This window comes from Nitrobacter winogradskyi (assembly GCF_006539545.1).
GTDB classification, from domain to species: Bacteria; Pseudomonadota; Alphaproteobacteria; order Rhizobiales; family Xanthobacteraceae; genus Nitrobacter; species Nitrobacter winogradskyi_A.
Genome location: NZ_BJNF01000110.1, coordinates 1 through 19504, shown reverse-complemented (window position 1 = coordinate 19504; position 19504 = coordinate 1). Strand labels below are relative to the sequence as shown.

The following is a 19504-nucleotide window of genomic DNA, read 5'->3' as shown; positions in this document are numbered from 1 at the left end:
CGCTTCTGGTTCAATCAGAAGCAAAGCTCTGGTTGTTGTTTCAACGCGCTTTCTTCACGTGGCCGGCATCTACTTCACTCGATGTGAAACGCTATAGCGCGATCCATGACGGCAAGCGCCGACCGGGATGCCGCTCATCTGTTTCACCATGCGCAAACGGAAGAACATAATTTCCTGCTTGTTATTTTTTTATCCTGTGAGGTACGTTACCTGAGTACTTTGAGAGTTTTGGAAACGTTCGAATCTGTTGCTTGGAGAAGTTGGCATGGCTGAATTCCTGGTCGTCGGTTTTGATAAAGAAGATGATGCCGATCATGTTCTAACTGAACTCAACCGGTTGCAAAGCGAATACCTGATTGATCTGGAAGACGCTGTTGTCGCCATTCGCCACCCGGATGGCAAGGTCAGGATCAAGCAAAGCGTCAGTCTCACGGGTTTTGGCGCGGCCACGGGCGGGTTACGCGGCGCGATGTGGGGCACCCTGATCGGCCTTCTGTTTCTCAATCCGCTGGCGGGTTTTGCACTCGGTGGAGCCGTCGGCGCGGGTTCGGGCGCGCTGGCCGGCAATATGATAGATTACGGGATCAATGACGATCTCATTAAGTCGATCGGCGAGACGCTCAAGCCGGGCACCTCCGCGCTCTTTCTGCTGATCCGTAAGGCTCAGCCGGAGAAAATTCTCGCGCAGCTCTCCGACTTCAAAGGTCATGTGATCCGCTCCTCGTTGTCGTCAGAGCAGGAAGAGAAGTTGAAAAACGCCTTGTCGAAGGCCGTTCCGTCTGGTGGCCTGCCGCTATGAGGTAGTCAGGTTCAGTCTTAATGCATGGCGGGCTTTTCGACCATTGCTTGCGCGGCTGGCGAAAGCGATCCGGCTGGCTTTGAAGGCCAGGCGATGGCCTATGGCGCCGGCGGTTTATATCCGAGTGATGAGTGTGGGGCGCTCGGTGTTGTCGTAGCGCCATCATGCCTCGATGATGACCTTGGCCTCGGCGAGGCTGTAGAAGATCTCGCTGTTGAGCAATTCGTCACGAAGCTTCGAGTTGAAGCTCTCGCAGTAGCCGTTCTCTCAATGGCTTCCCGGCTCGATGAACGCGGTCTTGGCGCCGGCAGCCGCAATCCACTCCCGCACTGCCTTGGCGATGAACTCCGGGCCGTTGTCCGAACGAACGTGACCCGGGCGCGCCGCGCAGGATGAACAGATCCGACAAGACGTAGATCTCTTCCGATTTGTGCTTCTTCCGGGGCATCCAACGTCCTCGCAAACGGCTGATAGCCTAATTCAGGGAGGACCACTTCTCAGGGGGAAGACCAGGCGTCGACCGCGACGCTGCGCGGTCCGTTCGGCGTTTCCTGAACGACAAGCAGCAGATGATGTCCCGTGGCGTCGATCCGATTGGCCGATACGAGGGTTCTTACACGCATGATTCTGATGGCGCATACCCCCTCAATGACCGTCGACACCGTCGTCGGCGATGAAGGTGCAACGCTCGTCGCCGCCACGTTCGCTTACCGCAATCGCGCAATTGAGCAGGCCCCGGGCGGCCAGATCGGGGTAGCGCGCCTCGATCGCGTCACGCACCCGCCGTCCCCGCGCGATCGCCCGCTCACGCGACTTGGTAACTCGTGCATCATATTCGAAGTGAACCAGAACCGGCACCGGCAGACCGTGCGCTGCGTTGAGCTTGGTGAAGATATCAATCCCGACATCCATGTCCGGCGCGCCTTCCTCCATGGTGTTGAGGTGAGCGAGATAAAACAGATTGCGCAACTGCAGCGGCCGCAGCTTCTCACCGACGATGATGTACTGCTCGTCATGCCCGATTGTCGCGTAGCGCCCGGTGTGGTGCTTGATGACGTATTCGACTTGCGACAGGTTGGCCTCGGCCAGCGCCAGCACCAGGCGACGCATCCCCTCATGCATTCGGCCGGTGCCCTGGCTCCCGTCGCCCATGCCCTCGGCAACGGCGACGGTCTCGGCAATATGGGTCCGCGCCGTTTCGGGCGAAAGACCAAGGGTGTTGCGGTAGATCTGCGCGGTCTCGAAATAGCGGTGAGCGCTAAGCTCGCCGAGGCCGTTGGGCAAGTGGATGCGCAACGCATCCAGATCCGTGTCAACACCGATAAGCAGGACATCCGGCCCGGCGCCGGCGCCGAACGTCCGTTCAATCGCCGTCCGCAACTCGTACAAGCGCTGCAACGCAGCCTGTGTGGCCTTATTGTCGTTGCTGTTGTGAGCAGCGCAACCGTGATTATCGGGCGAGGAACTGCTGAAATGATAAACGGCGATCTTGAGGAAGTTCAGGCGGTCCCCGTCGACCATGGCGCCCGACAGCCGCTTGACTTCGCGCTCTGCCCAGTCCGACATATTGGCTTCGACATTGAACAGTGCGCCGGCATACCCCTTCACCCGCACATTCGGCCCAGGCAAAAAACGCAGCACATAGGCGCCGACACCCTGCAGACGGCCGTCGGAGCACGGACTGATGTCCACGGTGTGGTAGCCGCACGAACGCAGAAAATTCTCGTCGAGCGGGAGGCGTTGGCGCCAACCGATCTGCTCTGTCTGCGCGTTGTCGACGCTCAACTTCAGAGAGCTGAATATGCAGCGTGAATGGAGCGTGGACAAATCCAGCCCGCATACCCAGGCGTCCTCGAGCACCTGCGTCGGAAGATCGAAGCCGAGTTGTTCGCGGGCCAGCTGCCGCGCCTGCTCGATAAAATTCTCATCATGCTGATGCGCCGAGATGCGCTTGAGCACATCGACGATGCGCGCAAAGCGCAAGCGAACAGTTCGCTCGTAGTCGAACAGCAGTCGATTGAGGTCGCGATCGACCAGCGCATGCTCGCACATCTCTCCACTGCCAATCACGTATGCCGGATGATCGGGCGTGGCCGCCACCTCGGGTGACGTTACGGCAGCCGGGCTGGCCTCTCGTCGCAGGGCATGAAGGCGTTTGCGTGTGTTCATCTTCGCGATCCTCTGTACTGCAGCCCGGTTCCGAGGCATCCGGCTGAGCTTATTCAGGCAACCGACTTTTGGTCGAAAAGCCGGTCATGCGTTAAGATTGAGAGCGGGCCATCTCATAGGGATAGGCCGCCACGAACTTGGTCGGGCGGTAGACCTGGATGTCGCTGACGAAAATCACGCCTGAGTAGGCGTCGAAAAACGGCTGAAAGCCATCGAGCAGCGCGTCGGCCAAGTCTTTCGGCACCACGGCGATGATCATGATGAGGGCGTCGTCCTCATTGAACATCAGATGCCCTTCGTACATGCCGTGGTTGCCCTTGCCGGACAGACTGCCGATGATGGTGTAGCCCTTGACTCCGGCGTGGTTGAGCAAGTCGGTGGCGAATTGCTTGTGTTCGCCGGCGAGAATGATTTCCAGCTTTTTCAGCGGATGCAGTTTGATCGCGTTCATGCGGCGTGTTCTTCCTGAACCTAGGCTATGAGCGGCGCGCGTTTTCCCCACTGCTCATTGTTGAAGACGAAAGGCTTGTAGCCCTGAGTGGGTCGATGACTGCTTGGGCGAGGCCAACGGGCGCGCCTGCTTGGTGAGGAACGCCAGGAAAGACTGCGCCACCGCCGATAGCCGCGTGCCCTTGCGATGCACGACAAACCATTGCCGCACGATCGGAAAGCTCTCTACGTCGAGAGTGACCAGGCGGCGTGTCGCCAGCTCCAGCTCCAGCGCGTGCAGCGACAGAACGCCCAACCCCAGCCCAGCCTCGACCGCCTGCTTGATGGCCTCGCTACTGCTCATTTCCATCACAGAATGGAATTCCACGCCGTGACGGGAAAAATGTCGCTCGGTGGTACGGCGCGTGCCTGAATCGGGCTCGCGGGTAATGAACGGCTGGCGACCCAGTTGCGCCAGCGGAATTTGCCGGCGTCCGGCCAGGGGATGGGCGGGTGAGGCGATGACCATCAGCGGGTTGTCGAGGAACCCGCGAGCGACGAGCTCGGCGTCCTCTGGCGGTTGCCCCATGATGGCCAGATCCTGATTTGAAGCGGAGAGCGACTTGAGGATATGCGTCTGGTTGGACACTTGGAGGCGCACCTGCACCTTGGCGTGGCAGGCACAGAAGGCTGCAATCAGCTTGGGCATGAAATAGTTGGCTGTGCTCGCCACGGTGAGGTCGAGTTCCCCGCGATGGACGCCGCGAAACTCCTCCATCGCCGAGGTGAGGTCACGCATCTTGGCGCCGATGAGCGTGGCGTGGCGATGCAACTCGCGACCCGCGTCGGTCGGCTGGATCTGTTTTCCGACGTAGTCGAACAGCGGCACGCCGATCTGCTCTTCCAGGTGCCGCATCTGCATCGAGACCGCTGGCTGGGTGAGATGTAGCGCGTCGGCTGCGCGCGTAAAGTTCCGCCGACGCACGACCGCGTCGAAGATCTGGAGCTGTCTGAGTGTCAGGTGCATAAACTGATGCATAAGCCACACTAATATATGCGATAAGAAATAACAATTGGAGTTTAATACATCATCTATTATGTTCTGATGTTGTAAATAGTAGTCTAGAGTATGAGCTTTAGAGCTTTAACTGCCTCTCCCATCGACCTTTTCGAGGGAGACTGCGCCAGATCGACCGCTGCCAGTCCGGAAGCCCGATGGTCGCGATCAAGAGGGTGTTTCGTTCGATGTCGGGCGGGAAAGGGTGCCCCCCTGATCGCGAAGCGCATGGCCACGCAAGGCCTGACGTATCTCCTGGCGAGTGACGATCGTCAGACTGACGCCAATCCCCCGGATGGAGCTTCAAGAAGGAGCCGATCGCCGCACAGCGGGAAATGCCTCAAATCAAGGTGAACCCACGGGCTGAGATGGCCGGGCCCTATCGTACGGGCGAACTTGATCCAGGCATCGCTGATACGGCCGTTGCCGCGGCGTGAAATTCGATCCGGAACTTTCGCGGATCACAGAGAGAAGAAGGAGAGAGATATATGAACGTCCAAAACGAGAAATCGATGACTGTCCGCGGCAAGGATCGCTACAAATCCGGCGTCATGTCCTACAAGAAGATGGGCTATTGGGAGCCGGACTACACGCCCAAGGACACTGACGTCATTTGCCTGTTCCGGGTTACGCCTCAGGATGGCGTCGATCCGATCGAAGCCTCGGCGGCGGTGGCTGGTGAATCCTCGACGGCGACCTGGACCGTGGTATGGACGGACCGCCTCACGGCGGCCGAAAAATACCGCGCCAAGTGCTATCGCGTCGACCCGGTGCCGGGGGCGGAAGGCCAGTACTTCGCCTATATCGCCTACGATCTCGACCTGTTCGAGCCCGGTTCGATTTCCAACCTCACCGCGTCGGTCATCGGCAACGTGTTCGGCTTCAAGCCGCTCAAGGCCCTGCGCCTCGAGGACATGCGGTTGCCCGTTGCTTACGTTAAGACGTTCAAGGGGCCGCCCACCGGCATCGTCGTCGAGCGCGAGCGCCTCGACAAGTTCGGTCGGCCGCTGCTCGGCGCCACCGTCAAGCCGAAACTCGGCCTGTCCGGCCGCAATTACGGCCGCGTGGTCTATGAGGCCTTGAAAGGCGGTCTCGACTTCACCAAGGACGACGAGAACATCAACTCGCAGCCGTTCATGCACTGGCGAGAGCGCTTCCTCTACTGCATGGAGGCGGTCAATCGCGCCCAGGCAGCGACCGGCGAGATCAAGGGCAGCTACCTCAACGTCACCGCGGCGACGATGGAGGACATGTACGAGCGCGCCGAGTTCGCGAAAGAGCTGGGCTCGGTGGTTGTCATGATCGACCTGGTGATCGGCTACACCGCGATCCAGTCGATGTCGAATTGGGCGCGCAAGAACGACATGATCCTGCATCTGCATCGCGCCGGTCATTCGACCTACACGCGGCAGCGCAGTCACGGCGTGTCGTTCCGCGTCATCTCCAAATGGATGCGGCTCGCCGGCGTCGATCATATCCACGCAGGAACCGTGGTCGGCAAGCTGGAAGGCGATCCGCTCACCACGCGTGGTTTCTACGATATCTGCCGCGAGGAGTATAACCCGGCCCAGCTCGAACACGGCATCTTCTTCGACCAGAACTGGGCGAGCCTCAACAAGGTGATGCCGGTCGCTTCCGGCGGCATCCACGCCGGCCAGATGCACCAGCTCATCCAGCACCTCGGTGAGGATGTGGTGTTGCAGTTCGGCGGCGGCACCATCGGTCACCCGATGGGCATCCAGGCCGGTGCGACCGCGAATCGTGTGGCGCTGGAGGCGATGATCCTCGCTCGCAACGAAGGTCGCGATTACGTCAGCGAAGGGCCGGAGATCCTGGCCAAGGCAGCCGCGAGCTGTACGCCGCTGAAGCAGGCGCTTGAGGTGTGGAAGGACGTCACCTTCGACTACGCCTCGACCGACGCTCCCGACTACGTGCCGACCGCCGTTCCTGCGGCGTAATGGAGGACATCATGCGTATTACTCAAGGTTGTTTTTCGTTCCTGCCCGATCTGACCGATGATCAGATTTCCCGGCAGATCCAGTATTGTCTCAGCCAGAATTGGGCCGTGAACATTGAGTTCACCGACGATCCGCATCCCCGCAATACCTATTGGGAAATGTGGAATCTGCCGATGTTCGACCTGCCGGATGCGGCAGGCGTGCTGATGGAGCTGAAGGAGTGCCGGAAGGTCTATGGCGACCGCTACATCCGGATCTCAGGGTTCGATTCCAGTCCTGGCTGGGAGTCGGTGAAGATCTCGTTCATCGTCAACAGGCCGAAGAACGAGCCGGGCTTCCGGCTCGAGCGCCAGGAATCCGATAGTCGCAACGTCCGGTACACCACGACCTCCTATGCGGTGGCCGAACGTTCCGAAGGTCAGCGCTATTCATCATGATTCCATCCCGCTAAGGCTGGACGATCTATCCTTTTGGTCGTCCAGCCCGGATGTATTGCTCCGTCGTCTCCTGACGACGGAGCCTTTCTCCCCGAACGGTTTTCCCGCGAGCGGTCGTAAAAGAGAAGCTCCCGACCGAGGCTATCAGGACCATCTTCGATGCAAGAACAAGTCAACCTTCGCGAGGAACTCGAAGCCGTTGGAATCGGCGAGATACTCAAGCAGCTCGATCAAGAGCTGATCGGTCTCAAGCCCGTCAAGACACGAATCCAGGAGATTGCGTCGCTGCTCCTCGTCGAGAGGATACGCAAGAAAATGGAACTGACGTCGGAAATCCCGACATTGCACATGTCGTTCACCGGAAATCCCGGCACCGGCAAAACCACCGTTGCCTTGCGGATGGCCGATATTCTCCATCGGCTGGGTTATGTACGCCGTGGCCATGTCGTGTCGGTCACGCGCGATGAATTGGTCGGACAGTATATCGGCCACACCGCGCCGAAGACCAAGGAGATACTGAAAAAGGCGATGGGCGGCGTGCTGTTCATCGACGAGGCCTATTACCTTCATCGGCCCGACAACGAACGTGACTACGGCCAGGAAGCCATCGAAATACTGCTTCAGGTCATGGAGTCGCAACGCGAAGACCTAGTGGTCATTCTCGCCGGCTACGCCGACCGTATGGAAAGATTCTTCTCGAGCAATCCCGGTTTCCGCTCGCGCATCGCCCATCACATCGACTTCCCCGACTACACCAACGAGGAGCTGCTCGCGATCGCGGAGGTAATGCTGCGTCACATGAACTATAAATTCACATCTGACGCCCGCGACGCCTTTGTACGCTACATCGCGTTGCGCAAGGCGCAGCCCTTGTTCTCCAACGCACGCTCGATCCGCAACGCGCTGGATCGTATTCGCTTGCGTCAGGCCAATCGCCTGGTCGCGGACGAGGACGCCATCCTGTCTGTCGACGATGTCCAGTCGGTAGTAGCGTCCGACGTTCTTGCCAGTCGCGTGTTCGAGACGTCGCAGCCTGCCGTTGTCGAGCAATTGACGGACAAGAGAAGGCGATAGCCCTGCCGAGACCAGCCATTGTGGCGGCATCCGTTCTTCGGTCCGAAAATGACCAGTTTTTGGAACGGTAGCCGATCAAAATCGTCTGATCAGCGGGTTGGGGACGATAGAAGCGAGCCATGCTGCACGTCGCGCCGATGGCGTTAGCACTCCTTAAGCGAGGCGCTTGGTGAAGATCTGACGCCCGCAAAGGACACCCGAAAATCATACTTCAGGGAGACCATTTCAGAGAGGGTAGATTATCGAGTTCGCTCCAAGGGCCGCGGCGAGAAAGACCTGGGTTGCTTTATCCTTGGCCTCGTGACTTGTTCCTTGAGCCGGACGCCCCGACCGCCAGCCAAGCTTTGACCATCCGGACTGATCAGCTCGATGCCCGCGTTGTCCAGAGCTGAAACCAGTTTCATCAGGGAATCGACATTGCCACGGATGACGCCGTCACTAGCTTCCATGCGTTGAATAGTAGGAACTGAAAGCTCTGCCAGTTCAGCCATTTGCCGTTGATCTATATTAAGGAGCGCACGGGCAGCCCTGAGTTGATTTGCGGAGATCATGAATTCTGGCAACTCCGATGCGGTTCACAGTAGATATATTCTAACCATATAAAATTAAGTATCAAGCATCAATTTGAATGTGCAGAACATCAAACCTACTCTAGGAATGTAAATCGCGTCCTTCCTGCGCGCGATGTTCCGGATGGCATTGCGCTTCACGGCAGGGAAATCTTATAGAAGTGGCTGCACCGGGTGGATCAGCCTCGTCACCATTCGAACTTCATGCCGACTCCCATCGATGTTGCGCCTCTCGCATCGACATCGGATTCCACCCGGATATGGCGCGTCACGTCCACATTGGCCGAGAGGCCGGACTGGCTGGGGTTTGCACCGGTTCGAACGCCCACGCTCAGCCTGTCGCCGATCGCGCGTGATGCGCCGACCATTGGGCCGCCCCCCGATCCGACGCCCACATCCAGACTGTCGACGCCGAGCGAACGGCGCATGCGGTCCAGCACACCATCGCCGCCGCCTGCGAACTGCGCCGCTACCTGTGCGAGTTGCAGGGCCTGCGCCGTCGTCAGGTTACCCGAGGCCTTCTGGAACAGGATGCGTGACAGGATTTCATCCTGCGGCAGTTCCGGTCGCGACGTGAAGGCGAAAACCGGCGCTGCCGCCGGGCCCGAGATCCCGATCTGGGCGGTGATATCGGAGGCCTGTATCTCGGCCGCGAAATCGAGTTCAGGCGCGAGGTCCCCGTTGAAGGAGAGGTCTCCTTTGGTGAAATTCAGCGTCTTTCCCAGTGCCGTCATCTTGCCGCGATAAAGTGAGAATGCGCCCTTCGTGACGGGTTTGTTGGTCGTGCCGCCGACCTGAAGAGAGCCGCCGAGTTCCGCGTTCACGCCACGGCCGTGCACGAAAATGTGGTTCGGCGCCGAGACGGTGACGTCGAGCGCGGCGTTGAAAAGCGCCTGGCGTCCCTTGCCATTGCTCTTCTCTGCGGCTTCCGCCTTGCGCGCCGCCGCGAGCCGGGTGGCGGCCTGGCCCGTGGCGTTGACGTGGTCGATGCCGTCGATCGGTTTCAGCGTCGAGGGCAGGCGCTCTGGAATATCAACGCTGACATGAGTGAGATCGACGCGGCCGCTTATCTTCGGATCGCGCGCAAGCGCGCCGGTGACGTTGACGTCAAGATTCGCCCGAGCGGTCGCGAGCGCGCTCGCCGCGAGCGTCGCCTGTTGTCCGCGGATCGAGACCGTGCCGGGAAAGCCCGCATCGGGCGCGATGCGGATCTGGCCGGAACCGGACAGCGCGCCGCCGTTGGGGGTCGTCGCGCTCAGCCGCTCTATGGATATGCGCTCACCTTCGGCGGTGACCTTTGCCTCGATGGCGTCGAGCCGCATTCCCACCTGGTTGTCGCGGAAGCTGCCGCCGCTCATGGCGGCAAAGCCGCCGACCTGAGGCCTGGCGCGTGTGCCGCCCACGCGGGCATCGATCTGAACGATTCCGGAAACGGTGCGGCCGGAAGCCGACAGCATGGCGTTGGCGACGGCGGCATCGAGCCGGCCTTTTGCCGTCAGTGCGATCGTCCCGGAGGCGTCGAACGGTACGGTGCCGGCCGCCGCTAAGGTGTCGGCCTTGCCCGCCGAGGCCGTGGCGTTGAGCTTCGTGCGGGTCTTTTCGAGACGGCCGTCCAGAGTGATATCGATCGGCGGTACGCCGGCGTTCCTTGTTTGCGGCGCCGTGAGCCGTTTGACGGCGATCCTGTACTGTCCTGTCGGCGCGCTTGCGGAACCGCCGATTTCGGCCGAAGCATCGAGCGTGCCGCCGAGGCCAAGGCCCGGCACGGCGACATCGGCTTCGGCGAGCGGGACCGCGCTTGCCACCGCCTTGAGGTCGAGTACCTTGCCGGCCGTGCCGTCGAGCGTGAAGCGGCCGCCGCCGATTCCGATCGCCAGATGCTGGATCATCACCGTGCCGTCGTCGAGCGTGAAGCTCGCGGGCCTCTGCAGGGCGATCGTCCTGGCGCCGCGTTTCGCGGTGAAGCGGTTGAGGTCGAACCGGATGCGCTCCTTCGGCATCAACACGCCCGCGGCATCGAGATTGAAGCCGGCGGCTTTGGCCGACAAGCCAATTGTGCTCGCGTCGGCGTTGCCCTTCGCGATTAGAGTTGCGTTCGCGATGGTCTGGCCGCCGATCTCGGCGCCGTTGATCCGGGCATCCGCGTTGAGCACCGGATGGCTGTGGAGATCGTCGCCCTCGGCACGCAGATCGAAGTTCCGGATCTCCGTGGTGGCGGCCCGCAGCCCCGTGCCCTTGCTGACAAGGCGGACGGACTGCCGCCCGCCGTCGTCGGACAGCGCAAGGTCGAGTGAAGCCGCGCCTGCAAGATCGATGAGGGTGAGCGGTGCGATGTCCGCCAGAGAGCCGGCCGCGAAGCGAAGCCGTCCGCGCGCGAGGTTTTGCGCGTCGATCGTGCCCGCGCCCTTCAGCGACGCCGATCCGATAGTGATGTCGATGGTTCTGGCGTCCCAGCCCGCGAAGACAGGCGCGGGCTCGTCGCGCGCATCCTGATCGGTCCTGGCGCCGGGGCCGTGCTCCATCGGACGGCGGCTCGCCTGGATGATGCCGCGCGCCGGCTTGCCGTCGACGGTGCCGTCGAGTCTGACATCGATAGTGCAAGGTCCATTGATGTCGGCGACCGTGGCCTTCAGTCCCAGATGCGGGATCGGGCGCTGCATCGCCGTCGCGCGATCCAGCGCCGCCGTGAGCGATAGTCCGGGGTGCGCGAGTCCTCCGGTCAGCCGCGCGTCGAGCGACGCCGCGCCGGCCAGGCGCGCATCGGTCGCCGCGAGATTCGGAAGCTCGATACGCGCCGCGAGGTCGCTTGCGTCGCGAGTCACACTTCCCTTGGCGCGAACCGTGACATGGGCGGCGTCGAGCGAAGCCGCGCGGATCGTGTAGGTATCGTTGCCGCCGGACGAAAAATCGGCGGCGAGGGTGACGCGTGGTCCCGCAAGTCCATCAAGCGCCGGAAGGCCGGTGGCGAAGCGGTCACCGGTGCCGGAGAGCTTTGCGTCGATGCGGCCGCGTCGAAGGTCGCCGTCGAGATCGAGGCCCAGCTTCACCGTGCCCGCGAGCTGTAACCCGGCAAGCCCGCCGAAGCGGCCGAGATCGGGCACGGTGCCGGTCGCATGACCGCGCAGCCTGTCCCGGCTGGCTTCGCCCGTATAGGCGGCCTGAACGGTGGAGGTGCCGACTTCCAGCCGCTCGATCTTTGCCTCGCCGCTGAGATCCGTTGTGCCTCTCAGCACGAAGGATGCGCGATCGCCGATCGCGGCCGCGAGTGCAGGATCCCGCGGCGCGATGCCGGAAGCGCGAAGGCTGGCGTCGATCGCGATGGTCGCGGCGAGGTCGTTGAGTTCAGCGTCTGGGGCGGCGTTGATCGAGGCTTCGAGCGCGTCAAGGTCGCCGTCGGGCAAACGGGCATCGGACACCGCAAGCTTCGCTGAAACGCGGGGCGCCTTCGCCGGGCCGTTGACGTGGCCGTCGAAGGTGAGGCTGCGGATCGAGCCCTGATCGGTTTCGGTGACGTCGCCGTTGCTCGGCAGCGAGCGAACGGTCGCCGAGAAATCCATCATCTTGTCGGCGCCGAGCGCGCCCTTCACCTCGAGCCGGGCGAGACGGCTGGTGAGTGTCAACCCGTCCATGACGACGTTGCCGTCGTCACCGATGCGCGTCGCGCTATCGAGTCTGGTTTCGCCGGCGAAGACGGAGGCCGCAAGCGGCGGCAGCCACGGTCCGAGATGACCGTTGATCCGGGTCGCGAGCACCCGGCCGGTCCCGTCCCGGTCGAGCATGATGGCGCCGGTCGCATCGATGGTGGGGCCGGCCTGGAATTTCAACGCGCCGCGAAAGCTGTCGAGCGTACCCTTGCCGCGAAGCGCGAAGGCGATCGGTGGCTCGTCGGGAAACCGGCCGAGCTTGGATAATAGTCCGTGGGATGGCTCGTCGAGAGAAACGTCGAGGGTGAGGGCGTTGCCCTTTGGTATGAAGGCAAGCTCCACCTTGAAGCGGCCCGGGGAATCCTTGCGGGTTGCGTCGAGATTGAAGATGAGCCCTTCCGAGGGCGAGCCCAGTTCGGTGTTTCCGGTCGCAGCAACGCTTACGGCCTCGCCTAGAACCGGCTCGCCGAGCACCAGCGCATACAGGTCGAACGCCTTTACCTGCACCTTCACCGGAAGGTTCGGCAGGATAGGCTGACTGGACGTCGCCTGTACGGTGGAGGCGCTCTGCTCGGTTTCGGACTGGCCGGTCTCCACGGCAGGCTGCTCTGACACTGTGACGGGCCGGTCGGCGGCGAGCGGCTTTCGACGAATCTCGAGCGTGCCGATCTCGAGGCGGTCGATCTCCAGTCGTCCCAGCAGCAGCGCGGTGCGCCGCCAGACGAGGCGGGCGCGATCGAGCTTCAGCCAGGTGCCTTCCTTGTCGGTGATGGTCACGTCGCGGATCGTGGCGTCGGACGATAATGCGCCATCCACGGCCCCGATATGCACCTGGGTTGCCGGCGTGGAGAGTGTCCGCGACACGAGGCCGGCGAGAAGATCCTGCTGATTGTCGCCGGCCCCACCGATCATCTTGTAGACAACGACGCCGGCCGCCGTGACGCCGGCGAGCCCGAGCACTGCGGCAGCGGCGAGCATGATGGTTCGCCGCGCGCGCATCAGAACGCCTGCCCGATGCTGACATAGACTGCCCAGCGGCTGTCGCCGGGGCGGGGGTTCAACGGTGTAGCGACATCGAGGCGGATCGGCCCGACCGGTGTGAGATAACGCAGGCCGATGCCCGCGCCGTAGCCGACATACTCGTCGAAGTTCGGCAGAGATGAACTGGAGGCGGTACCGAAATCGACGAACGGCACGACGCCGATGGTCGGCGTGACCTTCACCCGCATCTCGGCGGAGCCTTCGACCAGGCTGCGGCCGCCAATGATCTTGCCGAACATCATCGGCGAGATCGTATTGAAAATGAACCCGCGGACGGAGCCGCCGCCGCCGGAGAAGAAGCGGTGCGCATCCGGAATGCGGGCCAGCGGCGCGCCACCGAGCGAGCCTGCCGCCAACCGGCCCGCCAGCACATAGTTGGCGTCTTCGTCGAGTGCGTAATAAGTTGAACCCGCGATCCGCGCTTCATAGAGATCGATCGTTGAGCCCATCAGCTTCGAATAGGCATTGATCGTCGCGGCGAGACGCACCCCGCGCGTCGGATCGAGCAGGTTGTCGGTTGTATCATAGCGTCCGCTGGTGGCGACGCCGATCAGCGTCGCATCGACCCGTCCGAGCACGTCCTGCGATTGCGCTCGCTCGATCTGGAGACCGGCCTGGACCCAGGCCATTTCCGAAAAGCGATGGATCACGCCGACGGTGCCGCGCACCGCATCGTTGGTGTAGCCGCCGAGGTCGTTGTTGCCGACGCGCTCGCGAAAGGCGGTGGCCTCGATCAGGAGGTCGTTGGGCGTACCGTAAAGCCCCGGCTTGAGGAAAGTCGCGGTGAACCGTCCGCCGAAATCGGAGGCGCGGATATCGCCGAAGTTCAAGGAGGAGGAGCCATCGAGCCGCCGCAGCAGCGAGGCGGATGCGTCGAGCCGCAGGCGCTCGGCGTTGCCGAACAGGTTGCGATGCTCGTAATAGCTGGAGACGCCGGGACCATCGATGGTTGAATATCGCGCCGACAGACCTGCCGCGTGTTTCGGCCTTTCGGTCACGTCGATGAAGATCGGCACGTTGCCGTTGGCGTCGAGCTCGTCGCCCTCGCGGATGCGGATGCCGCCGATCGCCGGAATCCTGGCGATCGAGGTTTTCATCAGCACCAGGCGCTCGGGCGAGTAAGGCTCGCCTTCGCGCAGATGGACATGGGTCGCGACCACGCGCGGATCGATATCCCCGCTGCCTGAAATCGCGACATGGCCGATGCCGGCTTTGGGACCAGCTTCGACCCGCAACCGAAAATCCATCGCGGTGGCCGCATGATCCACGCTGGCTTTCACGTCCGCGACCTTCGCGAGCGGATGACCGTTGCTGCGAAACCAGTCGATGAGTTTCAACTGCGCCGCCCGCAGGTCGGCGGAGATCGCCGGATCGCCGGACTTCAGCGGGAAGGCGCGACGCGGCAGCCGCTGCGGTGCCATCTCGCGCGGATAATCGACATCAACGGTGCGCAGCTTGAATACCGGGCCGAGCCGCGCGACGACCTTGACGGGAATGATCTCCCGATTGCGAAAGCTCTCCGCCCGATGCACCGCGGCGGCGAGATCAGTCTCGTCAAGCGTGACGGGAATCCCGTCGACCGTGACGTCGATCTCGGCGTTGTAGCGTCCAAGTCCCCAGAGGGCATCCAGCAGTGGATTGATGTCGGCCTGCAGGCGGCGCACGAGGCCTTCGCCGTCCGTCGGCGGAGCCTGCCTGAGGCGATAGGTCGCGGACGCGTCCCGCAGCGCCTGCTCGGCGTCACTGTCCTTCTTGCCGTCGGTGCTTCTGGCCTCGATCTCGAGGCGATACGACAATGCCGTCGTGCTGATCGGTGGCGGATTGTCGGAATCGAACAGACCGAAAAGGTCGAACGCGCGTGCAGGCTCACACAGTGACCAGCCAACGGTTCCGACGGCGGCACAACCGGTGCATAGAAACAGTCGTGCCGCAGCGATAAAATTTCTTCGCCTTGCCGGGCTCTCCGAGGGAGCCGGGCTTTGCGGCAGCAACTGTTCCTGAATTATTCCGCTCCCCGAGCTGTTATCGGCTCAGCCCGAATCTTAAGTAGCTCAGGCTCGGCGATTCCCCCTGCCACTGTAGCTCAACAGGCACCCGCGCGTGTAATTTATAGACATCATGATGGATTTTGTTGGACGAAAATATGGAGCCGATGCTGATGCTACGGCACATCCGTTAAAAAAGTCGCGCATCTGACTCAATGACGAACGGTAGAGACGACTCCTCTCTATGAGGGTGCTTGGCAAGGCATGTCGGTCTATTTCGGCTGGGATTGATCGATCGCCCCGCTGTCCAGCAATGGCGCGGCGTCGATATCCTGCGCGTCCATCAAAAAGGCCAGACGCTCCACTGCGGCTAGAATCATGGCTTGCTCCCATGACGGCAACTTGACGAAGCGACCCGTGAACGTCAGGTGGAGCAGGTCCGGTGCATTGATCACAACGTTCCGGCCTGCCTGTGTCGCCGTCAGAAGAAACTGGCGCTTGTCGTTTGCATTACGTTGGCGCTGCACCAGGTCTAGCGCAACAAGCCGGTCAACGATTGTCGTGATCGTTGCCTGACTGAACTGAAGCGCCTGGGCAACGACGCCGGGCGTCGTTTTTGCGCGCGCTTCGATCTCCCGCAGCACCAGCCATTGCGATGTGGTGAGGCCAGTGGCGACGGCGAGTTGGCGACTGCCGATTTCGGTCGCTCGCAGCACCCGTCGCAGGGCGCGCAGCGTCAGTGAGGCGATCTCTGATGTCATGCACGTTCTTAACGCTCTCGTCGGGTTCAGGCGACTGTCACGCATTCCATGGCAATCATTCAAATATATTTCGTCTATCGAATTAATGTCACCGGCCAGAATAAGCCATATTCATTAAACTTGCTATCGAAAAGTCTATGAGGTATGATGATAATAGTACGGAGATCGAAGCAATTAATTCGGAAGCTAAAGAAATTGCGGATCGCCAGATCCGAACGTCCGGCGGATCTTCGTCCCCGGCTTTCAGCACGGCCCGGGACTTTCGCGAACGCGAAGGGTTCCGGTTGAGAAAGCCCGTGGCCGCGGATGGCCCTGCGATTACGCGGCTGATCGCAGCCTGCGCGCCGCTCGACGTCAATTCTGCTTACTGCAACCTGCTTCAGTGCACGCACTTCGCGGAGACCTGCATCGTTGTCGAGCGGAATGGTGAGATCCTGGGATGGACCTCGGGCTATCGTCCGCCAACGGAGCCGAACGATTTTTTCGTCTGGCAGGTTGCGACCGCGCGCGCCGCACGCGGCCAGTACCTTGCCCGACGCATGATCAACGCGCTGCTGGCGCGCCCGGCCGCCGAAGGCGTCACGCATCTCATCACCACGGTCACCGACGACAATGCGCCGTCCTGGGCATTGTTCAACAGCCTGTCGCGCGCATGGGGCGCGCCGCTGACCAGAAGCGCGATGTTCGAACGCGATGCGCACTTCGCCGGCGTGCACGATACCGAATGGCTGGCCCGTATTGGGCCGCTGCCAAGCCGAAACTCCCGGAACCAAGATCAGGAGGCCTGACGACATGACCACAGCCACACTTGTTCGCCAGACGCGGCCCAGACCAACAGGCCGCGTTCCCGACCGGTCTATCTATGAACGCCGCGAGTCCGAAGTGCGCAGCTATGCGCGCGCCATGCCGCGTCAGTTCAGCCGGGCCGAGGACGTCTGGATGTACGACAATCAGGGTGGGCGCTATCTCGACTTCCTGGCGGGATGCTCGACGCTTAATTACGGGCACAATCATCCTGTGCTGAAGAAAGCGCTGGTCGATTACATTTCGGCCGATGGCATCACTCACGGACTCGATCTGCACACCGACGCCAAGGCGGAGTTTCTCGAAACCTTCGAGTCGCTGATCCTGAAACCCCGGGGGCTGGACTATCGCGCGATGTTCACCGGACCGACCGGCACCAACGCGGTCGAAGCGGCCATCAAACTTGCCCGCAAGGTGACGGGACGCGAATTGGTGATCGCCTTCACCAACGCTTTTCATGGCATGACACTGGGGGCGCTTGCCTGCACGGGCAATGCCGCCAAGCGCTCCGGCGCAGGCGTGCCGCTCAGCCATGTCAGCCACGAGCCGTATGACGGCTATTACGGCGGCGATGTCAACACCGCCGCGTTACTGGAGCAACGGCTGTCCGACTCCTCCAGCGGGCTCGATGAACCGGCGGCGATTCTCGTCGAGACGGTTCAGGGCGAAGGCGGCCTCAACGCCGCGTCGCCGGAATGGCTGCGGGCGATCGCCGGCATCGCCAGGCGTCATGGCGCTTTGCTGATCGTCGACGACATTCAGGCCGGCTGCGGTCGCACCGGCAAGTTCTTCAGTTTTGAAGGCATGGGCTTCACACCTGATATCGTCACCATGGCGAAATCGCTTTCCGGCATGGGGTTGCCGTTCGCGCTGACACTGTTTTCGCCCGAACTCGACCAGTGGTCGCCCGGCGAGCATAACGGCACGTTCCGCGGCAACAACCACGCTTTCGTGACCGCGACCGCGGCGCTGCGGCACTTCTGGCGGAACGACACGTTCGAAAAGGATATTCGACGCAAGGGTGATTTGCTGTCCAGGCGTCTGAGCGCGATGGCCGCGGAATTCGGTCTCTCCACGCGCGGGCGCGGCATGATGCGCGGCATCAACGTCGGCTCCGGAAAAGTCGCCGACACCATCACGCTCGCCTGTTTCGCCGCCGGACTCGTCATCGAAACCAGCGGCGCGCACGACGAGATCGTCAAGGTGCTGGCGCCGCTCACCATCGACGAGGCCGTTTTCTCGGCCGGACTCGACATTCTCGAGGAATCCATCCGTACCGTGATGACCGGGAGTTACAGCGTCGCAGCCGAGTAAGGAAAGGAAAAACAAATGATCGTTCGTCAGCTCAGCGACATCCGCAGGACTGACCGCTTGGTCAAATCGAAGGGCTGGGACAGCGCCAGGCTTCTCCTCAAGGGTGACGGCATGGGCTTCTCGTTCCACATCACGACGATGTACGCCGGAGAAGAGCTTCGGATGCATTATCAGAATCATCTCGAGGCGGTGTTCGTTCTGGATGGGATCGGGACCATCGAGGATCTCGGTACTGGAGAAGTGCACGAGCTCTCGCCGGGAGTCATGTATGCGCTGAACAACAATGACCGGCACATTGTTCGTCCGGAGAGCGACATCCTGACGGCCTGTGTGTTCAATCCGCCGGTAACCGGCCGGGAAGTTCATGACGAGAATGGCGCCTATCCGGCCGCAGTCGACGCTCCGGCGCTGAAGGTCGCCGTCAATTCCTGAACTCTTGAAAGAGAGAATCGAAATGACCACCGACATCTACCCGTCCCGCATCACCGCGGAAGCACAGATGCTGCCGCGCCTCGACCCGGTCGTCCATGGCGAGTGGACCGGGCACGCGCCGCTGACCCGGCGGCAGTCCGAGGAATTCGATCGCAATGGCTTCCTGGTGCTCGAAAACGTATTCTCTCCGGAGGAGGTCTCCTACCTTCAGAAGCAGTCGGAGCAGCTGCTGTCGGGACCGGAAGGCCTGAACCCTGAGACGATCATCACCGAACGAGGCAGCGACGAGATCCGCTCGATCTTCGAGATCCACGCCCAGAGCGGCATCGTCGAACGACTTGCCGCCGATGCGCGGCTGGCCGGCATCGCTCAATTCCTGCTCAACGATAAAGTCTACATCCATCAATCGCGCCTCAATTACAAACCCGGCTTCGAGGGCAAGGAGTTCTACTGGCACTCCGATTTCGAGACCTGGCACGTGGAGGACGGCATGCCGCGCATGCGCGCGTTGTCCATGTCGGTGCTGTTGGCCGAGAATACGCCCGACAACGGGCCGTTGATGCTGATGCCGGGATCGCATCGCGTCTTCCTCACCTGCCTCGGCGCGACGCCGGACGATCATTATCTCACCTCGCTGAAGAAGCAGGAATACGGCGTACCGGATCGGCAGAGCCTGACCGAATTGGCGCATCGCCACGGCATCGTGGCCCCGACCGGCAAAGCCGGCACGGTGGTGATCTTCGACTGCAACACGATGCACGGCTCGAACGGCAATATCACGCCGTATCCGCGCGCCAACGCATTCTTTGTCTATAACGCCGTCAGCAACCGGCTACAGGCTCCGTTCGGCGTCAGCAAGCCGCGGCCGGGCTTCGTCGCCGAGCGCGGCGAGCCGCGGCCGCTGATACCGCAGAGTGGCCCGCTGATGGTGGAAGCTCTCGCATGAGAGGTGGTCACAGTGTTGGCAAGGCCGGCAGTGCGCCTATGGCCGCGACCGGCACGCTGCTCGACAATGTCGTCCAGCTAGGTCA

16 protein-coding genes and 1 pseudogene are annotated in these 19504 nt (G+C 61.8%); 8 read left to right on the top strand and 9 right to left on the bottom strand.

Going from position 1 to position 19504, the window contains the following annotated elements; genetic code table 11:
* The first annotated feature begins 265 nt into the window (after positions 1-265).
* Positions 266-799, top strand: coding sequence for a DUF1269 domain-containing protein (locus tag NWI01_RS17210; protein ID WP_141385199.1), 534 nt, complete (start codon positions 266-268; stop codon positions 797-799).
* 17 nt (positions 800-816) lie between these two features.
* On the opposite strand, the pseudogene NWI01_RS17205 reads toward NWI01_RS17210, so the two are convergent.
* From NWI01_RS17205 to NWI01_RS17185, 5 genes and pseudogenes are all read right to left on the bottom strand, one after another.
* Positions 817-1217: pseudogene (locus NWI01_RS17205) on the bottom strand (integrase core domain-containing protein); the annotation flags it as partial.
* 79 nt (positions 1218-1296) lie between these two features.
* Complete coding sequence (locus tag NWI01_RS20150; RefSeq protein WP_283809263.1) at positions 1297-1422, bottom strand: hypothetical protein; 126 nt, start codon at positions 1420-1422, stop codon at positions 1297-1299.
* A gap of 22 nt (positions 1423-1444) precedes the next feature.
* Positions 1445-2968 (bottom strand): carboxysome shell carbonic anhydrase, encoded by a 1524-nt coding sequence (locus NWI01_RS17195; protein WP_141385198.1) that lies wholly within the window; start codon positions 2966-2968, stop codon positions 1445-1447.
* Between the two features lie 91 nt (positions 2969-3059).
* The gene (locus NWI01_RS17190) at positions 3060-3419 is read right to left on the bottom strand and encodes a P-II family nitrogen regulator (protein ID WP_141385197.1); all 360 of its coding nucleotides are present in this window, start codon (positions 3417-3419) and stop codon (positions 3060-3062) included.
* A gap of 54 nt (positions 3420-3473) precedes the next feature.
* On the bottom strand, positions 3474-4424 hold the full coding sequence (locus NWI01_RS17185; RefSeq protein WP_141385196.1) for a LysR family transcriptional regulator: 951 nt from the start codon (positions 4422-4424) through the stop codon (positions 3474-3476).
* A 518-nt stretch (positions 4425-4942) separates the two neighbouring features.
* On the opposite strand from NWI01_RS17185, the gene NWI01_RS17180 reads away from it, so the two are divergent.
* From NWI01_RS17180 to cbbX, 3 genes are all read left to right on the top strand, one after another.
* Positions 4943-6412, top strand: coding sequence for a form I ribulose bisphosphate carboxylase large subunit (locus NWI01_RS17180; RefSeq protein ID WP_141385195.1), 1470 nt, complete (start codon positions 4943-4945; stop codon positions 6410-6412).
* Between the two features lie 11 nt (positions 6413-6423).
* Positions 6424-6849: a ribulose bisphosphate carboxylase small subunit gene (locus NWI01_RS17175; RefSeq protein WP_011316103.1), complete on the top strand. Its 426-nt coding sequence runs from the start codon at positions 6424-6426 to the stop codon at positions 6847-6849.
* Between the two features lie 159 nt (positions 6850-7008).
* Complete coding sequence (gene cbbX, locus NWI01_RS17170) at positions 7009-7923, top strand: CbbX protein (RefSeq protein WP_141385194.1); 915 nt, start codon at positions 7009-7011, stop codon at positions 7921-7923.
* 239 nt (positions 7924-8162) lie between these two features.
* On the opposite strand, the gene NWI01_RS17165 is transcribed toward cbbX, so the two are convergent.
* From NWI01_RS17165 to NWI01_RS17150, 4 genes are all read right to left on the bottom strand, one after another.
* Positions 8163-8474, bottom strand: coding sequence for a helix-turn-helix domain-containing protein (locus NWI01_RS17165; RefSeq protein ID WP_141385193.1), 312 nt, complete (start codon positions 8472-8474; stop codon positions 8163-8165).
* Between the two features lie 206 nt (positions 8475-8680).
* Positions 8681-13135 (bottom strand): translocation/assembly module TamB domain-containing protein, encoded by a 4455-nt coding sequence (locus tag NWI01_RS17160; RefSeq protein WP_141385192.1) that lies wholly within the window; start codon positions 13133-13135, stop codon positions 8681-8683.
* Positions 13135-14973, bottom strand: a complete 1839-nt coding sequence (locus NWI01_RS17155; RefSeq protein ID WP_244613863.1) for an autotransporter assembly complex protein TamA — start codon at positions 14971-14973, stop codon at positions 13135-13137. The genes NWI01_RS17160 and NWI01_RS17155 overlap by 1 nt, the downstream gene beginning before the upstream one ends.
* Before the next feature lie 461 nt (positions 14974-15434).
* A complete protein-coding gene (locus NWI01_RS17150; protein WP_181410559.1) occupies positions 15435-15923 on the bottom strand; it encodes a MarR family winged helix-turn-helix transcriptional regulator in 489 nt (162 codons plus the stop codon).
* 296 nt (positions 15924-16219) lie between these two features.
* Here NWI01_RS17150 and ectA point away from each other — a divergent pair, with 296 nt between their 5' ends.
* The 4 genes from ectA to thpD are packed head-to-tail and all read left to right on the top strand — an operon-like array spanning position 16220 to position 19419.
* A complete protein-coding gene (ectA, locus tag NWI01_RS17145; RefSeq protein ID WP_244613862.1) occupies positions 16220-16711 on the top strand; it encodes a diaminobutyrate acetyltransferase in 492 nt (163 codons plus the stop codon).
* A gap of 4 nt (positions 16712-16715) precedes the next feature.
* Complete coding sequence (gene ectB / locus NWI01_RS17140; protein WP_141385188.1) at positions 16716-18041, top strand: diaminobutyrate--2-oxoglutarate transaminase; 1326 nt, start codon at positions 16716-16718, stop codon at positions 18039-18041.
* A gap of 15 nt (positions 18042-18056) precedes the next feature.
* Positions 18057-18473 carry an ectoine synthase gene (locus NWI01_RS17135; protein ID WP_141385187.1) on the top strand — a complete coding sequence of 139 codons (417 nt, stop codon included), beginning with the start codon at positions 18057-18059 and terminating at the stop codon, positions 18471-18473.
* A gap of 22 nt (positions 18474-18495) precedes the next feature.
* A complete protein-coding gene (thpD, locus tag NWI01_RS17130; protein ID WP_141385186.1) occupies positions 18496-19419 on the top strand; it encodes an ectoine hydroxylase in 924 nt (307 codons plus the stop codon).
* The last annotated feature ends 85 nt before the right edge of the window (positions 19420-19504 follow it).